General features: G+C 68.0%; 16 protein-coding genes. 10 read left to right on the top strand and 6 right to left on the bottom strand.

Annotated elements, in window-relative coordinates:
- The first annotated feature begins 3 nt into the window (after nucleotides 1-3).
- The 5 genes from WCE39_RS05370 (at nucleotide 4) to WCE39_RS05350 (ending at nucleotide 7,251) form a co-directional block, all read left to right on the top strand.
- Nucleotides 4-906, top strand: coding sequence for a LytTR family DNA-binding domain-containing protein (locus tag WCE39_RS05370; RefSeq protein ID WP_343275659.1), 903 nt, complete (start codon nucleotides 4-6; stop codon nucleotides 904-906).
- Between the two features lie 63 nt (nucleotides 907-969).
- A protein-coding gene (gene prfB / locus WCE39_RS05365) for a peptide chain release factor 2 (protein WP_343275658.1) occupies nucleotides 970-2,098 on the top strand; the annotation gives its coding sequence in 2 pieces (ribosomal slippage) (nucleotides 970-1,044 and nucleotides 1,046-2,098; 1,128 coding nt in all).
- A gap of 239 nt (nucleotides 2,099-2,337) precedes the next feature.
- Entirely contained in the window at nucleotides 2,338-3,879 is a 1,542-nt protein-coding gene (lysS, locus tag WCE39_RS05360; RefSeq protein ID WP_452299563.1) for a lysine--tRNA ligase, read from the top strand.
- Nucleotides 3,880-4,000: 121 nt separating this feature from the next.
- Entirely contained in the window at nucleotides 4,001-5,110 is a 1,110-nt protein-coding gene (locus WCE39_RS05355) for an HD domain-containing phosphohydrolase (RefSeq protein WP_449283976.1), read from the top strand.
- 5 nt (nucleotides 5,111-5,115) lie between these two features.
- Nucleotides 5,116-7,251: an ATP-binding protein gene (locus tag WCE39_RS05350; protein WP_343275655.1), complete on the top strand. Its 2,136-nt coding sequence runs from the start codon at nucleotides 5,116-5,118 to the stop codon at nucleotides 7,249-7,251.
- 16 nt (nucleotides 7,252-7,267) lie between these two features.
- Here the strand turns inward: WCE39_RS05350 and WCE39_RS05345 are convergent, their stop codons facing one another.
- A complete protein-coding gene (locus WCE39_RS05345; RefSeq protein WP_343275654.1) occupies nucleotides 7,268-8,188 on the bottom strand; it encodes a crotonase/enoyl-CoA hydratase family protein in 921 nt (306 codons plus the stop codon).
- A 180-nt stretch (nucleotides 8,189-8,368) separates the two neighbouring features.
- Complete coding sequence (locus WCE39_RS05340) at nucleotides 8,369-10,048, bottom strand: long-chain fatty acid--CoA ligase (protein ID WP_343275653.1); 1,680 nt, start codon at nucleotides 10,046-10,048, stop codon at nucleotides 8,369-8,371.
- Nucleotides 10,049-10,292: 244 nt separating this feature from the next.
- On the opposite strand from WCE39_RS05340, the gene WCE39_RS05335 reads away from it, so the two are divergent.
- Nucleotides 10,293-10,646: a nuclear transport factor 2 family protein gene (locus tag WCE39_RS05335; protein WP_343275652.1), complete on the top strand. Its 354-nt coding sequence runs from the start codon at nucleotides 10,293-10,295 to the stop codon at nucleotides 10,644-10,646.
- A 14-nt stretch (nucleotides 10,647-10,660) separates the two neighbouring features.
- Here WCE39_RS05335 and acnA read toward each other — a convergent pair whose 3' ends face one another.
- Complete coding sequence (gene acnA / locus WCE39_RS05330; protein WP_343275651.1) at nucleotides 10,661-13,420, bottom strand: aconitate hydratase AcnA; 2,760 nt, start codon at nucleotides 13,418-13,420, stop codon at nucleotides 10,661-10,663.
- 175 nt (nucleotides 13,421-13,595) lie between these two features.
- On the opposite strand from acnA, the gene WCE39_RS05325 reads away from it, so the two are divergent.
- From WCE39_RS05325 to WCE39_RS05310, 4 genes are all read left to right on the top strand, one after another.
- Nucleotides 13,596-13,841 (top strand): AbrB/MazE/SpoVT family DNA-binding domain-containing protein, encoded by a 246-nt coding sequence (locus WCE39_RS05325; RefSeq protein ID WP_343275650.1) that lies wholly within the window; start codon nucleotides 13,596-13,598, stop codon nucleotides 13,839-13,841.
- 10 nt (nucleotides 13,842-13,851) lie between these two features.
- A complete protein-coding gene (locus WCE39_RS05320) occupies nucleotides 13,852-14,280 on the top strand; it encodes a type II toxin-antitoxin system VapC family toxin (RefSeq protein ID WP_343275649.1) in 429 nt (142 codons plus the stop codon).
- Between the two features lie 61 nt (nucleotides 14,281-14,341).
- Complete coding sequence (gene acnB, locus WCE39_RS05315) at nucleotides 14,342-16,945, top strand: bifunctional aconitate hydratase 2/2-methylisocitrate dehydratase (RefSeq protein ID WP_343275648.1); 2,604 nt, start codon at nucleotides 14,342-14,344, stop codon at nucleotides 16,943-16,945.
- Nucleotides 16,946-17,070: 125 nt separating this feature from the next.
- Nucleotides 17,071-17,433 (top strand): DUF3817 domain-containing protein, encoded by a 363-nt coding sequence (locus tag WCE39_RS05310; RefSeq protein ID WP_343275647.1) that lies wholly within the window; start codon nucleotides 17,071-17,073, stop codon nucleotides 17,431-17,433.
- Here WCE39_RS05310 and WCE39_RS05305 read toward each other — a convergent pair.
- From WCE39_RS05305 to WCE39_RS05295, 3 genes are read right to left on the bottom strand one after another with little or no spacing between them, the layout of a single operon-like run.
- A complete protein-coding gene (locus WCE39_RS05305; RefSeq protein WP_343275646.1) occupies nucleotides 17,390-18,883 on the bottom strand; it encodes an MFS transporter in 1,494 nt (497 codons plus the stop codon). The two genes, WCE39_RS05310 and WCE39_RS05305, sit on opposite strands and share 44 nt — an antisense overlap.
- Before the next feature lie 10 nt (nucleotides 18,884-18,893).
- Entirely contained in the window at nucleotides 18,894-20,363 is a 1,470-nt protein-coding gene (locus WCE39_RS05300) for an MFS transporter (protein WP_343275645.1), read from the bottom strand.
- Nucleotides 20,363-21,592 carry an amidohydrolase gene (locus WCE39_RS05295; protein ID WP_343275644.1) on the bottom strand — a complete coding sequence of 410 codons (1,230 nt, stop codon included), beginning with the start codon at nucleotides 21,590-21,592 and terminating at the stop codon, nucleotides 20,363-20,365. Before WCE39_RS05295 ends, WCE39_RS05300 begins: the two co-directional genes overlap by 1 nt.
- Between the last annotated feature and the right edge of the window lie 7 nt (nucleotides 21,593-21,599).

Below are 21,599 nucleotides of genomic sequence, written 5' to 3'. Positions count from 1 at the left end.
GGCATGCATGAGGACAGGGGGCGCGCCGCCGCGCGCGAACGGGATTTCTGGAACAGGCACCTGGCGTGGAAGCGGCCGGTCGAGGTCGCCGCGTGGGTGCTGGTGTTCGGCTTCGGCGCCATCGCCAACGCGGCCGTCGCACTGATCGATGCCGAACGCCATGGGCAAATACTTGAGGCCTGGCAGCCGGTGGTCTGGGAAGCCAGCAGTGCGATCGCATCGCTGCTCCTGCTACCGCCCCTTCTGTGGCTTTGCGAACGCTGGCCCCTGCACGTCGACACCTGGCTGCGGCGCCTGCCTGGCTACCTTGCCGCCAGCGTGCTCTGGTCGCTGCTGCATGTCGCCGGAATGGTGCTGATGCGCATCCTCGCCCACGCGGCCATGGGCGACCGCTACGATTTCGACTGGGCCTTGGGCCTGCCCTACGAATACCTGAAGGACGTCCGCACCTTCGCCTCCATCGTGTTCGTCGCGCACGGGTACAGCTGGCTGTGGCGGCGGCTGCAGGGCGAGGCGCGCATGCTCGCCGAGCCCGATTCCGGCATCCCGGCGCCCGCGGCCGTGCGGCCGGAACGCTTCCTGGTGCGCAAGCTGGGCCGCGAGTTCCTGGTGGCGGCCGGCGATGTCGAGTGGCTGCAGGCCGCGGGCAACTACGTGAACCTGCACGTGGCGGGGCGCGACTACCCGCTGCGCAGCACGATGGCCGAGATCGAGGCGAAGCTGGATCCCGGCCGCTTCGCGCGCATCCACCGGAGCTACATCGCCAGGCTCGACCTGGTCGCCTCGATCGAGCCACTCGACACCGGCGACGCCCGCCTGCACCTGGTCGATGGCACGGTCCTGCCGTGCAGCCGCCGCCATCGCGAAGCGCTCCGTACGCGGCTCGCCGCCGCGACGGGATCCTGATCGCCGGCAGGGAGTGCGCCGGAATTGCTAGAATCCGCCTCTTTCCACGCGGATCCACAGCAGATGATGGAGCTCAATCCCGTCCGCCAGCGCATCGCCGACCTGAAGGGTCGGCTGGATGCGCTGAGGGGGTTTCTTTGACTACGACACCAAGCGCGAACGCCTCGAGGAAGTAGAGCGCGAACTCGAGAACCCCGATATCTGGAACGATCCCGAGCGCGCACAGGCGCTGGGGCGCGAGCGCTCGCTGCTCGACAAGACCGTCAACGGCATCCGCGACCTGACCGAGGGCCTGGTGGGCGCCGCCGAGCTGCTTGACCTGGCCGACGCCGAGGACGACGAGGATACCGCGAAGGCCGTCGAGGACGACGTGGAACGCCTCAGCGCCAAGGTCGAGACGCTCGAGTTCCAGCGCATGTTCTCCGGGCAGATGGATTCGGCCAACGCCTTCCTCGACATCCAGGCCGGCGCCGGCGGCACCGAGGCCCAGGACTGGGCCGAGATCCTGCTGCGCATGTACCTGCGCTGGGCGGAGAACCGCGGCTGGAAGGCCGAGATCATGGAGGCCAGCGGCGGCGACGTCGCCGGCATCAAGTCGGCCACGGTGCGCATCGAGGGCGAGTACGCCTATGGCTGGCTGAAGACGGAGATCGGCGTCCATCGGCTGGTGCGGAAGTCGCCCTTCGACTCCGACAACCGCCGCCATACCAGCTTCACCTCGGTGTTCGTGTCGCCGGAAGTCGACGACGACATCGACATCCAGATCAACCCCGCCGACCTGCGGACCGACGTCTACCGCTCGTCCGGCGCCGGTGGCCAGCACGTCAACAAGACCGAGTCGGCGGTGCGCATCACCCACATCCCGACCAATACCGTGGTCGCCTGCCAGAACGGGCGCAGCCAGCACCAGAACCGCGATACCGCGATGAAGATGCTGGCCGCCAAGCTCTACGAACTCGAAGTGCAGAAGCGCAACGTCGAGAAGGATGCGCTGGAAGCCACCAAGTCCGACATCGGCTGGGGCAGCCAGATCCGCAACTACGTGCTCGACCAGAGCCGGATCAAGGACCTGCGCACCGGCATCGAACGCTCGGACACGCAGAACGTGCTGGATGGTGACCTGGATGAATTCATCGAAGCGAGCCTGAAATCCGGGCTGGAGGCGGGTTCGAAGCGGCTCGACGCGGTTTGATCCCACAGGCCATCGCAGCCATGGCTGCTCACACAGGGCATCGCAACCATGACTCCTCCAGTCGTCCATCGCAGCGGTAGCTGCTCCAATAGGCCATCGCAGCTATAGCTGCTGCCACGGGAGCGCAGCCCCGGCAGGTGCACCTCCGCTGATGGGTCGTTTGCCCCTGTGGGAGCGGCTACAGCCGCGAATGCTCCACCCGATCCAACGCTGATCGTCACCTCCGTTCGTGAATTCCAATGCCAGAGACCACCATGACCACCCCCGCACAGCCGCAGCCACCTGCCGACGAAAACAGCCTCATCGCCGAGCGCCGGGGCAAGCTGGCCGCGCTGCGCGGGCAGGGCATCGCGTTCCCGAACGACTTCCGGCGCACCGACCACGCCGGCGACCTGCAGGACGAGTACGCCGATGCCGAGGCATGGAGCGCCGAGGCCCTGCAGGACACCGGCCGGCGCGTGGCCGTCGCCGGGCGCATGCTCGCCAAGCGGGTGATGGGCAAGGCGGCGTTCGCGCAGCTCCAGGACGTGAGCGGGCGGCTGCAGCTGTTCCTGCAGTCCAATGCGCTGGGCGAGGCCTACGACGCCTTCAAGGGCTGGGACGTGGGTGACATCGTTGCCGCCGAGGGCGTGCTCACGCGCACCCGCACCGGCGAGCTGTCGGTCAGGGTCGAGTCGCTGCGCCTGCTGACCAAGTCGCTGCGCCCGCTGCCGGACAAGTGGCACGGCCTGGCCGACGTCGAGCAGCGCTACCGCCAGCGCTACGTCGACCTGATCGTGAACCCGGACGCGCGCGAGGTGTTCGTGGTGCGCTCGAAGGTGATCGCGGCCATGCGCCGCTGGCTCGACGCGCGCCGCTTCCTGGAAGTGGAGACGCCGATGATGCATTACATCGCCGGCGGCGCCACCGCGCGCCCGTTCACCACCCACCACAACGCGCTCGACCTCGAGCTGTACCTGCGCGTGGCGCCCGAGCTGTACCTCAAGCGCCTGGTCGTAGGCGGCTTCGAGCGCGTGTACGAGATCAACCGCAACTTCCGCAACGAAGGCGTGAGCACCCGGCACAACCCGGAATTCACGATGCTCGAGCTGTACGAGGCCTATGCGAGCTACACCGAGGTCATGGACCTCACCGAGGGGATGATCCGCGATGTGGCGCAGGAAGCGACCGGCACCACGCGCTTCGCCTGGGACGGCCACGACATCGAGCTCGGGCCGGCCTTCCGCCGCTGGAAGATGGAAGACGCGGTGCGCGAGCTCAACCCGGACATCAGCGCCGCCGACTGCCGCGACCGCGACGCGCTGGCGGCGCACTGCCAGCGCCTGAAGGTGTCGGTCAAGCCGTCCTGGGGCTGGGGCAAGTTGCTGCTGGAGATCTTCGAGGCCACGGTGGAGGAGGGGCTGGTGCAGCCGACCTTCATCACCCACTACCCGGTGGAGGTGTCTCCGCTGGCGCGCGAGTCCGACGCCGAGCCCGGCATCACCGACCGCTTCGAGCTGTTCATCGGCGGCAAGGAACTGGCCAACGGCTTCTCCGAGCTCAACGATCCCGAGGACCAGGCCGCGCGCTTCCGTGCCCAGGTCGAGGCCAAGGCCGGCGGCGACGACGAGGCCATGCACTACGACGCCGACTACATCCGCGCGCTCGAGGTCGGCATGCCGCCCACCGGTGGTCTGGGCGTCGGCATCGACCGCCTGGTGATGCTGCTGACCGGCTCGGCCTCGATCCGCGACGTGCTGCTGTTCCCCTACATGCGCCCCTCGGCCGCAGCCCAGGAGTGACAAAAAAGGTCAGGATCTGCCCGGTCCGGCTCGGATCTGTCGTATTCTCGGGCGTTGGCCCTCCCGACAGGGGTGCCAGGGCGGGCACGGACCGTGCGTGCCTCGACATCGGACGGCACGCATGTGCCGCGCCGGGACCGATCGCGCTGGGGACAGGAATCACGTGAACATCGTCATCGTCGACGACCAGACCTCGGCACGCACGATGCTGCGGCACATCCTCGAGGACATCAGTCCAGAGCTCGAGGTGCTCGACTTCAGCGACCCGCAGGAAGCCCTGAGCTGGTGCGAGGACAACCGGCCCGACCTGTTGCTGCTGGACTACCGCATGCCGGTGATGGACGGCCTGGAGTTCGCGCGCCGCTTCCGCCGCCCGCTGCTGCACCGGGACGTGCCGATCGTGCTGGTGACCGTGGTCGGCGACGAGCCGATCCGGCAGGCGGCGCTCGATGCGGGCGTGATCGACTTCCTGGTCAAGCCCGTGCGGCCGCGCGAGCTGCGCGCTCGCTGCCGCAACCTGCTCCAGCTTCGCCAGCAGGCGGAATCGGTCAAGCAGCGCGCGCTTTCGCTCGAACAGCGCCTGCTGTCGAGCATGCACGAGGTCGAGGAGCGCGAGCGCGAGACCCTGACCCGCCTGGCGCGCGCGATCGCGTACCGCGACGCGGGCACCAGCGCCAACCTCGCGCGCCTGGCCGCGGTGGCGGGCATCGTCGCCGAAGGCCTGGGCCTGGCCGAGGACGAGGTCCGGACCATCGAGCTGGCGGCGCCCCTGCACGACATCGGCAAGATCGCGATACCGGACGCCGTGCTGCTCAAGCCGGGCCCGCTTACCGAAGACGAACTCGCGGTGATGCGCCGGCACCCGGAGATCGGCCACGAACTGTTGCAGGGAAGCCAGAACCGCTTCGTGCAGATGGGGGCCAGCATCGCGCTGCGCCACCAGGAGCGCTATGACGGCAGCGGCTATCCCGACGCGCTGGTGGGCGAGGCCATCCCGCTGGAAGCGCGGGTGGTGGCGGTGGCGGATGTCTTCGATGCCCTGCTGTCCGAACGCCCCTACAAGCGCGCCTGGACCATGGACGAGACCTTCCACTACATCACGTCCGAAAGCGGGCGACTCTTCGATCCGCGCTGCGTCGACGCGCTGGTGGCCAACAGGGGACGCGTGGAAGAGACCTGCGCACGCTATGCCGCCGAGGTCGCCGAGGCAGCGGCGGTCGGGGAGGCCTGACCACGATGATCGCTGCCTTGCGATGGGCCAGGCAGCGGCTTGCCGGCCGCCCCGACACGGAGCACGGCCAGGCGCTGGTGCGCATGGCGATGCTGGTGCTGGTGGCCGCCTACCTGCAGCTGGTCGTCAGCGGCCGGCCGGAGGTGGCGGAAGCACTGTTGCTGTCATGGCAGCTGCTGACTTTCGAGTTCGCGATCGGCTTCGTGATCCTCGCGTGGCTGCTGGCGCGGCCGGGCGTGTCGTATCCGCGGCGGGTGCTGGGCATGATCGCCGACTACAGCCTGATGGGCGTGGGGCTGTACCTGCTGGGCGACCTGCTCGCGTGGATGTACGTGGTGATCATGTGGGTCACCGTCGGCAACGGCCTGCGCTACGGGCCGCGCTGGCTGTACCTGGCGATCGGCTTCGCCACGGTGTCATTCGGCACGGCGCTGCTGGCCACGCCGTACTGGCAGCAGAACATCCTGCTGGGCGGCGGTCTCCTGGTGGGCCTGGCGGCGGTGCCGCTCTACCTCAGCTCGCTGCTGCGCAAGCTGGTGCAGGCCACCGAGGCCGCGGAGGCGGCCAACCGCGCGAAGAGCCGCTTCCTGGCCAACATCAGCCACGAGTTGCGCACCCCCCTCAACGGCATCCTCGGCATGTCGGAGCTTCTCTCGTCCACGCCGCTCAGCGCCGAACAGCGTGACAGCGCCGAGGTCATCCGCACGTCGGCACGCTCGCTGCAGATGCTTGTGGACGAGGTGCTGGACCTGTCGAGCCTGGAGGCGGGCAAGTTCAGGCGCACCGACGCCGATTTCTCGCTGACCGAACTGATCCGCGGCATCCAGCTGATGCTGGAGCCCGGGGCGCAGGCCAAGGGGCTGGCGTTCGAGACCCGGGTGGGCAGCGGCGTTCCGGCGCAGATGCATGGCGACGGCAACCACCTGCGCCACGTGCTGGTGAACCTGGTGTCCAACGCGATCAAGTTCACCGACGAGGGCAGGGTCTCGCTCGACGTCGACCGGATGCCCTGCGACGACGCCGCGACCTGGCTGCGGTTCTCGGTGCGGGATACCGGGATCGGCATTCCGGAAGACGCGCAGGGGCGGATCTTCGAGGCGTTCGAACAGGTCGACAACGGCCTGGGTCGCCGCTTTGGCGGATCCGGCCTGGGCACGACCATCGCCAAGGCACTGGTCGAGCAGCTGGGCGGTCGCATCGGGCTGGAAAGCCGGCCGGGCGGCGGGGCGAATTTCTGGGTGGAATTGCCGTTCGCCGCAGCGGAGTCGCCAAGCGGCGCCAGCAGCAACGTGATCGCCTTCGGCGATCCCTTCGTGCGCCACCGCGCCCGCGTGCGCCCGCTGCGCGTGCTGGTGGCCGATGACCAGGGCGCCAACCTGATGGTGATGCGCCGCCTGCTTGAGAAGGCCGGCCATCGCGCCCAGGTGGTCGACGATGGCGACGACGTGCTGTCCGCGCTCGAGGCGCAGTCGTTCGACGCGGTGATCATCGACCTGCACATGCCCGGCCAGAGCGGCGTGGAAGTGCTCAAGCAGGCGCGCTTCATGGAAGCCGGCCGCAGGCGCACGCCGTTCATCGTACTCACCGCCGATGCCACGCCCGAGGCGCGTGCCGAGTGCGAACGCGCCGGTGCCTACGCCTTCATGACCAAGCCGGTGGTTGTCGACCGCCTGCTCGAGCGCCTGGCCGGCATCGCCGAGGGCGCCGCGCCGTCGATCGCGGCCCAGGACGCCCAGCCCACGGGCGCGGGGCTGGTCGATGGCAGCGTGATCTCCCAGCACATCCTCGACGAACTGCGCGAGATGGGCCTGGGCGAGCAATTCGTGCACCGCTTCCTTGGCGAGTGCGCCAGGGACGCGCGCAAGTGCGTGGCCGAGCTGGAGGTCGCCGGTGCCGACGGACAGTGGGAGACGTTCCGCGACGCCTGCCACGCGCTCAAGGGCGCGGCAGGCAACATGGGCGCGGTCCGCCTGTCCGACAGCGCATCGCAGGGCATGGGGATGCACAGCGATGAGCTCGCGCGCGAATGGCCGGGCATGGTGCGCCTGCTCCGGCAGCAGCTGGAGCAGGCGTTGACGGCGCTGCGCGCGCGCGGCGATCTGGTGCACGGCGACGCAGCGACCGGCCCGGACAGCGCCTGAGGCGCCGCAGGCCCGGTCAGTGGCCGTGGGCGCGTGCCGCGGGGCCGGGCACTTCGGGCCGCTGCAGCTGGGCGCGCACCAGGCGCTCCATCATCCGTAGCTGGCGATCGCCGAGCTGCAGCGCGGTATCCACCCAGATGCGGGTGACTTCCATCAGGTCGTGGTGGGAAACGGGATCGATCGCGTCGCGCACGCGGTGCAGGGCCAGCCTGGCGGCGGCGATGCGACGGTTCTGGCGGATGACCTCGTTGACGCCGCGCACACCCTCGCCGGGCTCGACCAGCACGTCGACGATGCCCATTTCGTGCAGCCGCTCGCTGCTGTACATCACGCCGTCGAGCATCATCGCCTCGGCGCGCCTCGGCCCGATGCGCTGCGAGAGCAGCGAGTAGGCGCCCATGCCCGGGAACAGTCCGAACAGCACTTCGGGGAAGCCCATCTGCACGCCGCGCTCGGCGACGATGGTCTGGCAGGCGAGGGCGAGCTCGAAACCGCCACCCAGCGCATCGCCCTCGACCAGCGCGATGGTGTGCGCGTTGGGGTGCAGCCGGGTCTGCAGCAGATGGATGCTGTCGACGCATTCGGTGGCATAGCGCAGTAGGCCTTCGCGGTCACGCTCGCGGATCAGCCTCGCGAACAGGTCGAGATCGCCGCCCAGGTTGAATACATGGGCGTCGGAACCGATGACGATATGCGACAGCGGCGGCGTGGGCCCGGTCGCGGCGTCGGCCGTGGCCTGGCAACCCTCGATGGCCTCGCGCGCGAACAGGCGCAGCTCGCGCAGCAGGCGCGGCGAGAAGCAGGGGCGGTAGGAGGCGTCCCGGAACGCGTCGGCCGTGTGCATGTGGCACCAGTGCGAGGCGTTGGACGGGTCGTGGGAAATGCGGATCGTGGCCAGGTCCGTGGCGGTGTTGCCATGCAGCAGTTCGACGTTCATGTGGAGGTCCCCTGACGTGCAGGACGCCTCCGGCCGGGCCCGCCGGCGGAGTCCTGGAAAAATGATGAATGCCCGATAACAGGCATCTATGCGCTGTTTTCCCGGCATGGGCAAGCGCCCAGCACGCACTAGGGGCCAAGGCGACCGCCGTACGGTTGATAGTGTGAATTACATCACATTTCAGTGCGCGGATTCGTCGCGGAGCTCCCGGCGCAGGATTTTTCCGACGTTGGTCTTGGGCAACTCCTCGCGGAACTCGATGACGCGCGGCTGCTTGTAGCCGGTGAGTTCCTTGCGCGCGTGCGCCTTCACCTGGTCCGCGGTCAGCGAGGCATCCTTCTTCACGATGACAAGCTTCACTGCTTCGCCCGACTTGTCGTCGGGAATACCGACCGCGGCCACTTCCAGCACGCCGGGCATCATCGCGATCACGTCCTCGATCTCGTTCGGGTACACGTTGAAGCCCGAGACCAGGATCATGTCCTTCTTGCGGTCGACGATGTAGAAGAAGCCGCCTTCGTCCATCCGCGCCATGTCGCCGGTGTGCAGCCAGCCGTCGGCATCGATCGCCGCAGCGGTGTCTTCCGGACGGTGCCAGTAGCCGCGCATCACCTGCGGACCCCTGATGCAGAGTTCGCCGATCTCGCCGACCGGAAGCATGCGTCCTTCCTCGTCCTTGACGCAGGCATCGGTCGAGGGGATGGGCAGGCCGATGGCGCCGTTGTACTCGCCCAGGTCCATCGGGTTGATGCAGGCCGCGGGCGAGGTCTCGGTGAGGCCGTAGGCTTCGATCAGCGTCACCCCGGTGATCTTCTTCCAGCGCTCGGCGACCGAGCGCTGCACGGCCATGCCGCCGCCCAGGGTCAAGCGCAGCTGCGAAAAGTCCACGTCCTCGAAGCCCGGGGTATTGAGCAGGCCGTTGAACAGGGTGTTGACGCCGGTGATCGCGGTGAACGGCTCGCGCTTGAGCTCCTTGACGAAGCCCGGCATGTCGCGCGGGTTGGTGATCAGGATGTTCTTGGCCCCGAACTTGGTGAACACCAGGCCGTTCGCCGTCAGCGCGAAGATGTGATACAGCGGCAGCGCGGTGACGATCACTTCCTGGCCCGGCTTGGCCTGCTTGCTGACCCAGGCCGAGGCCTGCTGCATGTTGGCCACCAGGTTGCGGTGGGTGAGCATCGCGCCCTTGGCAACGCCCGTGGTGCCGCCGGTGTACTGCAGGAAGGCGATGTCCTCGCGGTCGATGTCGACCCTGGGCGCCTGGTGCGCGGCGCCTGCCTTGAGCGCGTCGCGGAAGCGCGTCGCACCCTGGATGGCATAGTCGGGCACCATCTTCTTCACGTGCTTGACGACGAAGTTGACGATCGCGCCCTTGGGGAAGCCGAGCATGTCGCCCAGGCCGGTGGTGATCACGGTCTCGACCTTGGTGTCGGGGAGCACCTTCTGCACGACGTGGCCGAAGTTGTCCAGCACCAGGATCGCGCGCGCGCCAGAGTCCACCAGCTGGTGGCGGAGCTCGCGCGGGGTGTACATCGGGTTGGTGTTCACCACCGCCAGGCCGGCGCGCAGCGCGCCAAAGGTGGCGATCGGGTACTGCAGGCAGTTGGGCATCATGATCGCGATGCGGTCGCCCTTCTTCAGCCTGAGCACCTCGAGCAGGTAGGAGGCGAACTGGTTGCTGAGCGTGTCGAGTTCACCGTAGGTGATCGTCACGCCCATGTTGGAGAACGCGGGCTGGTCGCGGTACTTGTCGATCGCCTCCTGCAGCAGCGCGGGAATCGACGGGTACTCGTCGGCATCGATATCCGAGGGGATCCCTTCGGGATAGTTCGCCAGCCACGGCCGTTCAATACTGCTCATTCATTCCCCCTCGGGCTGTTGTGCCGGCATGCGCCATGCCACGGCGTATCGTCCGGATTGGAGCATAGGCCTCCGCCGCGCGGCAAGGCGCACTGCAGCTATGCTGGTCCCTGCATGATCGATCGGAGCAGGAAGCATGGCGGGACACGGGTGGCGGGATACCACAGGCTGGCGCGCGGCCGCCTTTGCGCTACTGCTTTGCATGTTCGCGTCCGGCTGCACGCGCACGCCGCCCGAGCAAGCGTTGCGCGAAGCCTTCGACGGCCTGCAGGCGGCGATCGAAGAGCGCGACGCGGGTGACGTGGCCTCGTTCCTTGCCGAGGACTTCATCGGCCCGGCCGGTCTCGACCGCGAGGGCGCGCGGCGCCTGGCCGCGCTTCATTTCCTTCGCAACACCGATGTCGGCGTGCTGCCCGGTCCATTGGACGTCGAGCTTCAGGACGACCATGCCCGGATCCGCTTCGGCGCCGTGCTGTCCGGTGGCGACGGCGGGCTGCTGCCGGACAGCGCGCGTGCCTGGCAGGTCGACACCGGCTGGCGCCTGGTGGACGGCGACTGGCTGATGGTCAGCGCCGACTGGACGTCGGCGCTGCGCTGACTGTTGGCCTGCCGTCAGGCGGCCCGCTGCCCGGCCAGCTGCCGCAGCACGTAGTGCAGCAGGCCGCCGTTGCGGAAGTACTCCACTTCCTTGGGCGTCAGCAGCATCACCTCGGCCTGGAAGGCCTTGCTGCTGCCGTCGGCCGCCGTGGCGGTCACGGTGGCCCGCCTCGCGGCGCCGTCCTCGAGTCCGGTCACCGCGTATGTCTCGGTGCCGTCCAGGCCCAGCGACGCGGCCCCTTCGCCTTCGACGAACTGCAGCGGCAGCACGCCCATGCCAACCAGGTTGGAGCGGTGGATGCGCTCGAAACTCTCGGCGATCACCGCTTTCACGCCCATCAGGTTGGTGCCCTTGGCCGCCCAGTCGCGCGACGAACCGGTGCCGTACTCCTTGCCCGCGATCACCACCAGCGGCGTGCCGTCGGCCTTGTACTTCATGGCCGCGTCGTAGATCGGCATCTTCTCCGGCGGAGTACTGCCGAAGTACAGCGTGTTGCCGCCTTCCTCGCCGCCGAAGAACTGGTTCTTGATGCGGATGTTGGCGAAGGTGCCGCGCACCATCACGTCGTCGTTGCCACGGCGCGAGCCGTAGCTGTTGAAGTCCGCCGGCTGCACGCCGCGCGACTGCAGGAACAGACCCGCGGGCGAGTCCTGCTTGATCGAGCCCGCCGGCGAGATGTGGTCGGTGGTGATCGAGTCGCCGAACAGCCCGAGCACGCGCGCGCCATGGATGTCGTCGATGCTGCCGACCTCCATGGTCATGCCGTCGAAGTAGGGCGGGTTCTTGATGTAGGTCGAGGCTTCGTCCCAGGGATAGAGCTCGCTTTCCGGCGATTCCATCGAGTTCCAGCGCGCATCGCCCTTGAACACGTCGGCATAGTTCTTCGCGAACAGTTCCGGACCCACGGTCGCGGCGATCATGTCGCCGATTTCCCTGTTGCTCGGCCAGATGTCGCGCAGGTAGACGTCGTTGCCGTCCCGGTCATGGCCCAGCGCTTCGGTGGTCAGGTCGATGTCCACGGTGCCGGCGATCGCGTAGGCCACCACCAGCGGCGGCGAGGCGAGGTAGTTCATCTTCACCTCGGCGTGGATGCGGCCTTCGAAGTTGCGGTTGCCCGACAGCACGGAGGCCACGGCCAGGTCGTTTTCGGCGATGCCCTTCGACACGGCCTCGGGCAACGGCCCGGAGTTTCCGATGCAGGTGGTGCAGCCGTAGCCGACCACGTAGAAGCCGAGCTTCTCCAGGTCGTCCATGACGCCGGCCTTCTTCAGGTAGTCGGTGACCACCAGCGAGCCCGGGCCGAGTGAGGTCTTCACCCACGGTGCGGCCTTCAGGCCCTTGGCCGCCGCGTTGCGCGCCAGCAGACCCGCGCCCAGCATCACCGCCGGGTTGGACGTGTTGGTGCAGGAGGTGATGGCCGCGATCACCACCGAGCCATCGGTCAGTTCGTGGTCGCGGTCGTCGATGGAGATACGCGAGACCGGCTTGGCCGCCAGGCGATCGGCCTGTGGTTGGCCGCCGCCTTCCTTCTCGAAGCGGTTGACCTGCCAGTCGCGGGATTTTTCGCGCTGGGCGGTCATCGGGCCGACGTTGTCGTTGAAGTTCTGCTTCATGTCCTCGAGCAGCACGCGATCCTGCGGGCGCTTGGGGCCGGCAAGCGACGGCTTGACCGTCGCCATGTCGAGCTCCACCACCGATGAATAGCTGGCTTCCGCCTGGCCGGGCTCGTGCCACATCCCCTGGGCCTTCGCATAGGCCTCGACCAGTGCGATCTGCGCTTCGCTGCGCCCGGACAGGCGAAGGTAGCGCACCGCTTCGGCATCGACCGGGAAGATGCCGCAGGTGGCGCCATATTCCGGCGACATGTTGCCGATGGTGGCGCGGTCGGCCAGCGGCAGGTGCTGCAGGCCGTCGCCGAAGAATTCGACGAACTTCCCGACCACGCCGTGCTTGCGCAGCATCTGGGTGACGGTCAGCACCAGGTCGGTGGCGGTGGCGCCCTCGGGCAGCCTGCCGGTCAACTTGAAGCCGACGACCTGCGGAATCAGCATCGACGAAGGCTGGCCCAGCATCGCCGCCTCGGCCTCGATCCCGCCCACGCCCCAGCCGAGCACACCGATGCCATTGATCATCGTGGTGTGGCTGTCGGTGCCGAACACGGTGTCCGGGAAGGCCCAGGTCTCGCCGTCGAGCTCGCGCTCCATCACCACGCGGGCAAGGTTCTCCAGGTTCACCTGGTGCACGATGCCGGTGTTGGGCGGCACCACCTTGAAGTTGCCGAAGGCGTTCTGGCCCCAGCGCAGGAAGCCGTAGCGCTCCTTGTTGCGCTCGAATTCGATCCTGCCGTTGAGGTCCAGCGCATCCGGGCGGCCGAACACGTCGACCTGCACCGAATGGTCGATCACAAGCTCTGATGGGATCAGCGGGTTGATCTGGTCCGGGCTGCCGCCCAGGCGTGCGACGGCGTCGCGCATGGCCGCCAGGTCGACCACGCAGGGCACGCCGGTGAAGTCCTGCAGCACCACGCGCGCGGGCATGAAGGCGATCTCGGTGTCGGGCTCGGCCTGCGGGTTCCAGGTGGCGACCGCTTCGATGTGGTCCCTGCCGACGGTGACCCCGCCGTCCTCGTGGCGCAGCAGGTTTTCCAGCAGGATCTTCATGGAATAGGGCAGGCGGGCGAGGTCGAATTGCTGGCCGAGCTTCGCGAGGCTGGCGTAGGTGTAGGACGTGCCGTTGACCTCGAGGCGGTCACGGGTGGAGAAGGAATCGGCCATGGCTGGGCTCCTTGTGCGGATGGCGTGGCGGGCAGGCAGGCAGTCACCAAGTGTACGGATGGAGATGTAAGCGATGCGTTCGCTGCACGCCCAGTATGCGGCCTTCAGTACGTATGACAAGGTATGTATAATGTGCGCATACCATTCCGTCCCGAGAGGGCGGCAGGAGAGCACCATGGAAGCCACCGTCGCCGAACGCGGCCAGATCACACTGCCCAAGGCGGTGCGCGACGCCCTGGGCCTGACCAAGGGCACCCTGCTCAAGGTCGAGCTGGAAGGCGGCCGCATCATCCTGCGCAAGAACGTCGACGATGCGATCTCCCGCGCCCGCGGCCGATTCAAGCTGCCCGAAGGCGTGAGCACCGACGACGTCATGCGCGAACTGCGCGGCCGCGCGCCGGGCGATCCGGTCGAACCCTGACCGCGCACCGATGATCGCGATCGACACCTCCGTCCTGATCGACCTGCTCGGCGACGACGCCGGCATGGCCGATGCCGCCGAGCGCTGCGTGCGCGACGCCCTCGCGCAGGGGCCGGTGGTGCTGTGCGACATCGTGGTCAGCGAAATCACGGCCGGCCTCGGGCACGGCACCGACATCATGGACGTGGTCGAGGAGATGGGCATGCGCTACGTGCCCGTCGAGCGCCGCTCCGCGATCCGCGCCGGCGAGATGCAACGCCGCTTCAACCAGCGCCGCCGCGCTGCGGGGCAGGGCGGCCAGGTATCACCGCGCACCGTGCCCGACTTCATCGTCGGCGCGCACGCGCTCTTGCAGTGCGCGGGCCTGATCAGCCGCGACGCGGGGTTTTTCCGCGACTACTTCAAGGGACTCAAGGTCATCGTGCCCAAGGTGTCCTGATCGAATCCCCGCTTCAGTTCCACATCGACATTTCCACAGCAACATTTCCGGAGTACCCCCCATGTTGGAAGCCTATCGCCATCACGTGGCCGAACGCGCCGCGCTCGGCATCCCGCCGCTGCCGCTCACGCCGCAGCAGACCGCCGAGGTCATCGAGCTGCTGAAGAACCCGCCGGCCGGCGAAGAAACCACGCTGGTCGAACTGCTGACCCAGCGTGTGCCCGCGGGCGTGGACGACGCCGCCAAGGTCAAGGCCAGCTACCTGGCCGCGCTGGCCTTCGGCAGCGAGCAGAGCGCCCTGCTCAGCCGCGAGCGCGCCACCGAGTTGCTGGGCACGATGCTCGGCGGCTACAACGTCGCGCCGCTGGTCGAGTTGCTTGACGACGCCGCGCTCGGCGCGATCGCGGCCGAGGGCCTGAAGCACACGCTGCTGGTGTTCGACGCCTTCCACGACGTGGAAGAGAAGGCCAGGGCCGGCAACGCCAATGCCAGGGCCGTGCTGCAGAGCTGGGCCGATGCCGAATGGTTCACGTCCAGGCCCGAAGTGGCTGGAAGCATGACCATCACCGTGTTCAAGGTGCCCGGCGAAACCAATACCGACGACCTGTCGCCGGCGCCGGACGCGACCACGCGCCCCGACATCCCGATGCACGCGCTGGCGATGCTGAAGAACAAGCGTCCGGACGCGCCCTTCGAGCCGGAAGAGGACGGCAAGCGCGGGCCGATACAGTCCATCACCGACCTCAAGGCCAAGGGCCACCTGGTCGCCTACGTCGGCGACGTGGTCGGCACCGGGTCCTCGCGCAAGTCGGCGACCAACAGCGTGCTGTGGTGGACAGGCGAGGACATCCCGTTCATCCCGAACAAGCGTTTCGGCGGCGTCTGCCTGGGCTCGAAGATCGCGCCGATCTTCTACAACACCATGGAAGACGCCGGAGCGCTGCCGATCGAGCTCGACGTGTCGAAGATGGAGCACGGCGACGTGGTCGAGCTGCGCCCCTACGAGGGCAAGGCGCTGAAGGGCGGTGAAGTGATCGCCGAATTCGAGGTCAAGAGCGAGGTGCTGTTCGACGAGGTGCGCGCCGGTGGCCGCATCCCGCTGATCATCGGCCGCGGCCTGACCGCGCGTGCGCGCGAGTCGCTGGGCCTGCCCGCGACCACGCTGTTCCGCCAGCCGGCGGCGCCCGCCGACACCGGCAAGGGCTTCACCCTGGCGCAGAAGATGGTCGGCCGCGCCTGCGGCCTGCCGGAAGGCCAAGGCGTGCGCCCTGGCACCTACTGCGAGCCGAAGATGACCACCGTCGGATCGCAGGACACCACCGGCCCGATGACCCGTGACGAACTGAAGGACCTCGCCTGCCTGGGCTTCTCCTCGGACCTGGTGATGCAGTCGTTCTGCCACACCGCGGCCTACCCGAAGCCGGTGGACGTGAAGACCCACCACACGCTTCCGGAGTTCATCTCCACCCGCGGCGGCGTCTCGCTGCGCCCGGGCGACGGCATCATCCACAGCTGGCTCAACCGCATGCTGCTGCCCGACACCGTCGGCACCGGCGGCGATTCGCACACCCGCTTCCCGATCGGCATCTCGTTCCCGGCGGGTTCGGGACTGGTCGCGTTCGCAGCTGCCACCGGCGTCATGCCGCTGGACATGCCGGAGTCCGTGCTGGTGCGTTTCAAGGGCGAGATGCAGCCCGGCGTGACCCTGCGCGACCTCGTGCATGCGATCCCGCTGTACGCGATCAAGGCGGGGCTGCTGACCGTCGCCAAGCAGGGCAAGAAGAACATCTTCTCCGGCCGGATCCTCGAGATCGAGGGCCTGCCGGAGCTGAAGGTCGAACAGGCTTTCGAGCTGGCCGACGCATCCGCCGAGCGCTCCGCCGCCGGCTGCACGGTGAAGCTGGACAAGGCGCCGATCATCGAATACCTGACCAGCAACATCACGCTCTTGAAGTGGATGATCGCCGAGGGCTACTCCGACGCCCGCACCATCCAGCGCCGCATCGACAAGATGGAGCAGTGGCTGGCCGACCCGCAGCTGCTCGAGCCCGACGCCGACGCCGACTACGCCGCGGTGATCGAGATCGACCTGGCGGAGATCGTCGAGCCGATCGTGTGCTGCCCCAACGACCCGGACGATGCAAAAACCCTGTCCGACGTCGCCGGAAACACCATCGACGAGGTGTTCATCGGCTCGTGCATGACCAACATCGGCCACTTCCGCGCGGCCGCCAAGCTGCTGGAAGGCAAGCGCGACATCCCCACGCGCCTGTGGGTCGCGCCGCCGACCAGGATGGACGCCAGCGAGCTCACCAGGGAAGGCCACTACGGCACCTTCGGCGCGGCCGGCGCGCGCATGGAGATGCCGGGCTGCTCGCTGTGCATGGGCAACCAGGCGCAGGTGCGCGAGGGCGCGACGGTCATGTCCACCTCGACCCGCAACTTCCCCAACCGCCTGGGCCGTGGTGCGAACGTGTACCTGGGTTCGGCGGAGCTGGCGGCGATCTGCTCGCGCCTGGGCCGGATTCCGACCCGCGAGGAGTACCTCATCGACGTCGGCGTCATCAGCGACAAGGGTGCCGAGATCTACCGCTACATGAACTTCGACCAGATCGAGGAGTACCGGGAGGTCGCGGAGGCCGCACCGGCCGCACCGGCCGCCTGATCCACCCGACCGCAATCGTCGACACGAAACGCCCGGCATGCCCCGGGCGTTTCCTTTCAACCCGGCCACCCAGCCCTTGTGGGAGCGGCTACAGCCGCGATCTCCCCACCAAACCCGGACCACCCATGCACCCACGCCCCCTGTCACCCGCTGGCCGGCTCTTCTCCATCGTCGCCTTGATCGAAGCCTTCACTTGGGCCGGCCTGCTTGTCGGCATGTACCTGAAGTACGTCAGCGGCAGCACGGACGCCGTGGTCTGGCTGTTCGGCCGCCTTCACGGCGGCGCCTTCCTGCTGTACCTGGTCGTGGCCATCGTGGCGGGCGCGCGCCTGCGCTGGCCGATGTGGGCCCTGCTGCTGGCGGTACTGGCCGCGATCCCGCCGCTGGTGACCCTGCCGCTTGAGCTCTGGTACCGCCGCCGCGGCCTGCTGTCGGCGCCGGCCGTCACGCCCCGGCCGCTGGGTGATCCTTCATCTGCTTCGGAATGAAGATGGTGACGGACACCAGCGCCGCGATCGCCATCAGCGCGGTGAACGCCAGCCCCACCATGCCGGCTTCGCGCACCGCCAGGTTGTCCTGGCGCCCGCTGAATTCGATCACCGCGCCCACCGCCGCAAGCCCGGCATCCGACAGCGCGGTGAAAATGGCGGCGGCGATGGCCACGCCGAACGCGGCGCCCAGCGAAGACGCCATCTTGTAGAGGCCCGAGCCCGCACCGGCCCGGTTGCCCGGCAGGTTGGCCAGCGCGGCGTCCGTCGACGGGGTGGCATAGAACGCAAGGCCCAGGCCGAACAGCGAGTACGCGACCATGGCCAGCATCGTGTACTGCGATTGCAGCGTATGCGTCGCCATCAGCAAGAGGATCGAGAGCAGCACGATCAGGCAGCCCCAGAGCATGGGCCGGCGCGGTCCGAAACGCTGCAGCAGTTTTTCGCCGACGCGGATGAAGGCGATGATGAAGACGGCATAGCCGATCGTCAGGTAGCCGGACGTGGCCGCGGACAGCCCGCCTGCTCCCTGCAGCACCCAGAGCGAAACCGCCAGCGCACCCGCAGTCCCGTTGATCAGGAAGTTCGAGACCGTCGCGCCGGTGAACACGGTGTTGCCGAACAGCGAGAAGTCCACCAGGGGATTGCCGGCGTGGCGTTCGGCGTTGACGAACACACCGAAGGCCACAAGGCAGAGCGCAAGCAGGCCCCAGGTCGCCAGGCTGGTCCAGCCGATCGTCGAGCCCTGGGTGACCACGATCAGCAGTGCGGCAAGGCCCACCGCCAGCGAGACGATGCCTGTCCAGTCGGTGGCACCCGCGCGCCCCGCCAGCGGAGCCGACTCCGGGATCTGCCGCACCAGCAGGATCGAGGCGACGGAAACCAGCGCGCTCATCACGAAAATCGCGCGCCAGCCCAGCGCCGTGGACGCCATGAACCCGCCAAAGATCGCGGTCAGGCCCGAGCCGCCCCAAGTGCCGATCGCCCACATCGACACCGCGCGCTGGCGTTCCCTGCCATCCCAGTAGGCCTTCAGCAGGGCAAGCGAGGCCGGCATGATCGCCCCCGCGGCCAGGCCCTGCAGGATGCGGCCGAGCAGGATCATCGGCGTAGCCGCCGCCCCGGTCGAGAAGGCGATCAGCAGCGAGCCCGCGATACCCAGCACGTTGCCGGCCAGGACCAGCCTGACGCGGCCCCAGCGGTCACCAAGGCCGCCCAGCACCACGGTGAACATGCCGGAAAACAGCGCCGCCAGCGAAACGGCGACGTTCATCACCGGCATCGGCATGCCAACATCCCGCGCCATCAGCGGCCCGATGTTCATGGTGGTCTGCGCGAACAGCCAGAAGGTGACGACGGCAAGCACGATACCCAGCAGGGCGGAGTCGTTGCCATTGAAGCTGCGTGCATCGGACCCGGGACCGGCTGCGGTCGCGATGGCTGCGGGCATCGGGCGGACCTCAGGTGGTTTTGTGCTTCGGAATGAAAATCGTCACCGACACCAGCGCCGCGATGGCCATCAATGCGTTGAACGCCAGGCCCACCATGCCGGCTTCGCGCACCGCCAGGTTGTCCTGGCGCCCCGAGAATTCGATCACGGTGCCGACGATCTCCAGCCCGGTGGTGGACAGCGCGGTGAAGATCGCGGCCGAGGCTGCGACGCCGAACGCAGCGCCCAGCGAAGACGCCATCTTGTAGATGCCCGATCCCGCGCCCGCCTGGTCGCCCGGCAAGTTGGTCAGCGCGGCATCCGTCGATGGCGTTGCATAGAACGCCAGGCCGAGGCCGAACAGGGAATACGCCACGATCGCAAGGATCGAGTACTGCCACTGCATCGTGTGCGTGGCCATCAGCAACAGGATCGACAGCAGCACGATCAGGCAACCCCAGAGCATCGGCTTGCGCGGGCCGAAGCGCTGCAGCAGCTTTTCGCCCACCCGGATGAAGGCGATGATGAAGACCGCGTAGCCGACGGTGAGATAGCCGGCGGTCGCCGCCGACATGCCCGCCGCGCCCTGCAGCACCCACAGCGACACCGTCAACGCGCCGGCGGTGCCGTTGATGAGGAAGTTCGAGATCGTGGCGCCGGTGAACACGGTGTTCTTGAACAGCTTGAAGTCGACCAGGGGGTAGGGCGCCTTCAGCTCCGCGTTGATGAAGACCCCGAAGGCCACGAGGAACACCGCGAACAGCCCCCAGGTAAGCAGGTTGGCCCAGCCGATCGTCGAACCCTGCGTGACGACGATCAGCAGCGCCGCCAGCCCCACTGCCATCGAGATGATGCCGGCCCAGTCGGTCTTTCCGGGGCGCCCGGCGAGCGGCGCGGACTCCGGGATCTGGCGCATCAGCAGGATCGAGGCCACCGACACCAGCGCGCAGATGATGAAGATCGAGCGCCAGCCGAACATGGTCGAAGCCATGAAGCCGCCGAAGATCGCGGTCAGGCCGGAGCCGCCCCAGGAACCGATCGACCACATCGACACCGCGCGCTGCCGCTGGGCACCATCCCAGTAGACCTTCAGCAGTGCCATCGTCGAGGGCATGATCGCGCCAGCGGCCAGGCCCTGCAGGATGCGGCCCAGCAGGATCATCGGCGTCGCCAGCGCGCCCTCGATGGCGAAAGCGATCAGCAGCGAGCCGGCGATGTTGAGGATGTTGCCAAGGAAGACCACCTTGACCCGGCCGAACCTGTCGCCCAGGCCGCCCAGCACCACGATGAACATGCCCGAGAACAGTGCCGACAGCGAGATGGCGATGTTCATCACCGGCATCGGCATGCCGACATCGTCGGCCATCAGCGGGCCGATGTTCATCGTGGTCTGCGCGAACAGCCAGAAGGTGACGACGGCGAGCACGATCCCCAGCAGCGCGGAGTCGTTGCCCTTGAAGCCAGTGCCGCTCGCGGATGGGTCAGCGGTGGTGGCGTTCATCACTTGCTCCCGATCAGCCAGGGCGACGCGGCGACCACGATCGCCTCGGTGCCGCGGTCAAGCGTGGGGTGGATGTCGGGCGCGAAGAAGGGCGAGTGGTTGCCGGGCGCGTTCTTCCAGTCTTCGAAGCCGCCCAGCCCCCAGTAGGTGTAGGGGCAGCCGAAGGCATCCGGGATGACCGAGAAGTCCTCCGAGGCCGGCACCGGCGACATGTCCACCGAGTCGTCGCCGAAGTACGCGTCGAAGGCGGCGCGCACCCGCACGGTGGGCTCTTCGTGGTTCGAGGTCAGCGGGTACTGGTCGTAATAGCGGAATTCCGGCGGCTTCGGCGAACGCGCGGCCTCGCACTCGGCGTGGACGATGCGCTCGATCGCCTCGTGCAGGTGCTTCTCCACGTCCTTGTCGAAGGCGCGGGTGTTGAGCTGCAGCACCGCGGAGTCGGGGATGATGTTGGACTTGGTGCCGGCGTGGAAGCTGCCCACGGTCACCACCGCGGTCTCCCTCGGGGCAACTTCGCGCGAGACGATGGTCTGCAGGCGGCTGACGATGGCCGCGCCGAGCACGATGGGATCCACGCCCAGGTTCGGCATCGAGCCGTGCGAGCCCTTGCCGTGCAGGGTGATCTCGATCGAGGCCGCGGCCGAGAACAGCGGGCCGCTGCGAATGCCGACCGCGCCGCCGGGCAGCGAGCCGAGCACGTGCTGGCCCAGGTAGACGTCGGGCCTGGGCAGCTTGTCGACGATACCGGCGGCCACCATCGCCTTCGCGCCGGCGGCGTTCTCCTCGCCGGGCTGGAACACTGCCACGAACGTGCCGGACCAGTCGTCGCGGTGGTCGTGCAGCGCCTGCGTGGCACCCAGCAGGCACACGATATGGAAGTCGTGGCCGCAGGTGTGCGCGACCGGGATCGCCTGGCCGCTGGCCTCGTCGACCTGGGTCACGCCCTCGGCGGCGTAGTCCACGCCGGAGCGCTCGGCCATCGGCAGGCCATCGGTGTCGCCGCGCATCGCGACCACCGGGCCGTCGCCATTGCGGAGGATGGCGACCACGCCGGTCTTGCCGATGCGCAGGACCTCTTCGACGCCGTAGGCCGCGAGCTCCGCCTCGATCCTGTCCGCGGTCCTGTATTCCTGCAGCGACAGTTCGGGGTTGCGATGGAAGTGCTTGTAAAGCGCCTCGCGCGCGCCCCGCGTGGAATCAAGATCGGCCAGGATGGACTGGATCGGCATGGGGCAT

Origin of the sequence: Luteimonas yanweni (assembly GCF_039548475.1) — a bacterium.
Classification (GTDB): domain Bacteria; phylum Pseudomonadota; class Gammaproteobacteria; order Xanthomonadales; family Xanthomonadaceae; genus Luteimonas.
This window is presented reverse-complemented; position numbering and strand designations above follow the sequence as displayed.

Bases quoted from the DNA above. Each gene is read 5' to 3' on its own strand.
- WCE39_RS05370 (WP_343275659.1), top strand. From the start codon at position 4: ATGCATGAGGACAGGGGGCGCGCCGCCGCGCGCGAACGGGATTTCTGG.
- lysS (WP_452299563.1), top strand. From the start codon at position 2,338: ATGCCAGAGACCACCATGACCACCCCCGCACAGCCGCAGCCACCTGCC.
- WCE39_RS05355 (WP_449283976.1), top strand. From the start codon at position 4,001: ATGTGCCGCGCCGGGACCGATCGCGCTGGGGACAGGAATCACGTGAAC.
- WCE39_RS05350 (WP_343275655.1), top strand. From the start codon at position 5,116: ATGATCGCTGCCTTGCGATGGGCCAGGCAGCGGCTTGCCGGCCGCCCC.
- WCE39_RS05345 (WP_343275654.1), bottom strand. From the start codon at position 8,188: ATGAACGTCGAACTGCTGCATGGCAACACCGCCACGGACCTGGCCACG.
- WCE39_RS05340 (WP_343275653.1), bottom strand. From the start codon at position 10,048: ATGAGCAGTATTGAACGGCCGTGGCTGGCGAACTATCCCGAAGGGATC.
- acnA (WP_343275651.1), bottom strand. From the start codon at position 13,420: ATGGCCGATTCCTTCTCCACCCGTGACCGCCTCGAGGTCAACGGCACG.
- WCE39_RS05325 (WP_343275650.1), top strand. From the start codon at position 13,596: ATGGAAGCCACCGTCGCCGAACGCGGCCAGATCACACTGCCCAAGGCG.
- WCE39_RS05320 (WP_343275649.1), top strand. From the start codon at position 13,852: ATGATCGCGATCGACACCTCCGTCCTGATCGACCTGCTCGGCGACGAC.
- acnB (WP_343275648.1), top strand. From the start codon at position 14,342: ATGTTGGAAGCCTATCGCCATCACGTGGCCGAACGCGCCGCGCTCGGC.
- WCE39_RS05310 (WP_343275647.1), top strand. From the start codon at position 17,071: ATGCACCCACGCCCCCTGTCACCCGCTGGCCGGCTCTTCTCCATCGTC.
- WCE39_RS05305 (WP_343275646.1), bottom strand. From the start codon at position 18,883: ATGCCCGCAGCCATCGCGACCGCAGCCGGTCCCGGGTCCGATGCACGC.
- WCE39_RS05300 (WP_343275645.1), bottom strand. From the start codon at position 20,363: ATGAACGCCACCACCGCTGACCCATCCGCGAGCGGCACTGGCTTCAAG.
- WCE39_RS05295 (WP_343275644.1), bottom strand. From the start codon at position 21,592: ATGCCGATCCAGTCCATCCTGGCCGATCTTGATTCCACGCGGGGCGCG.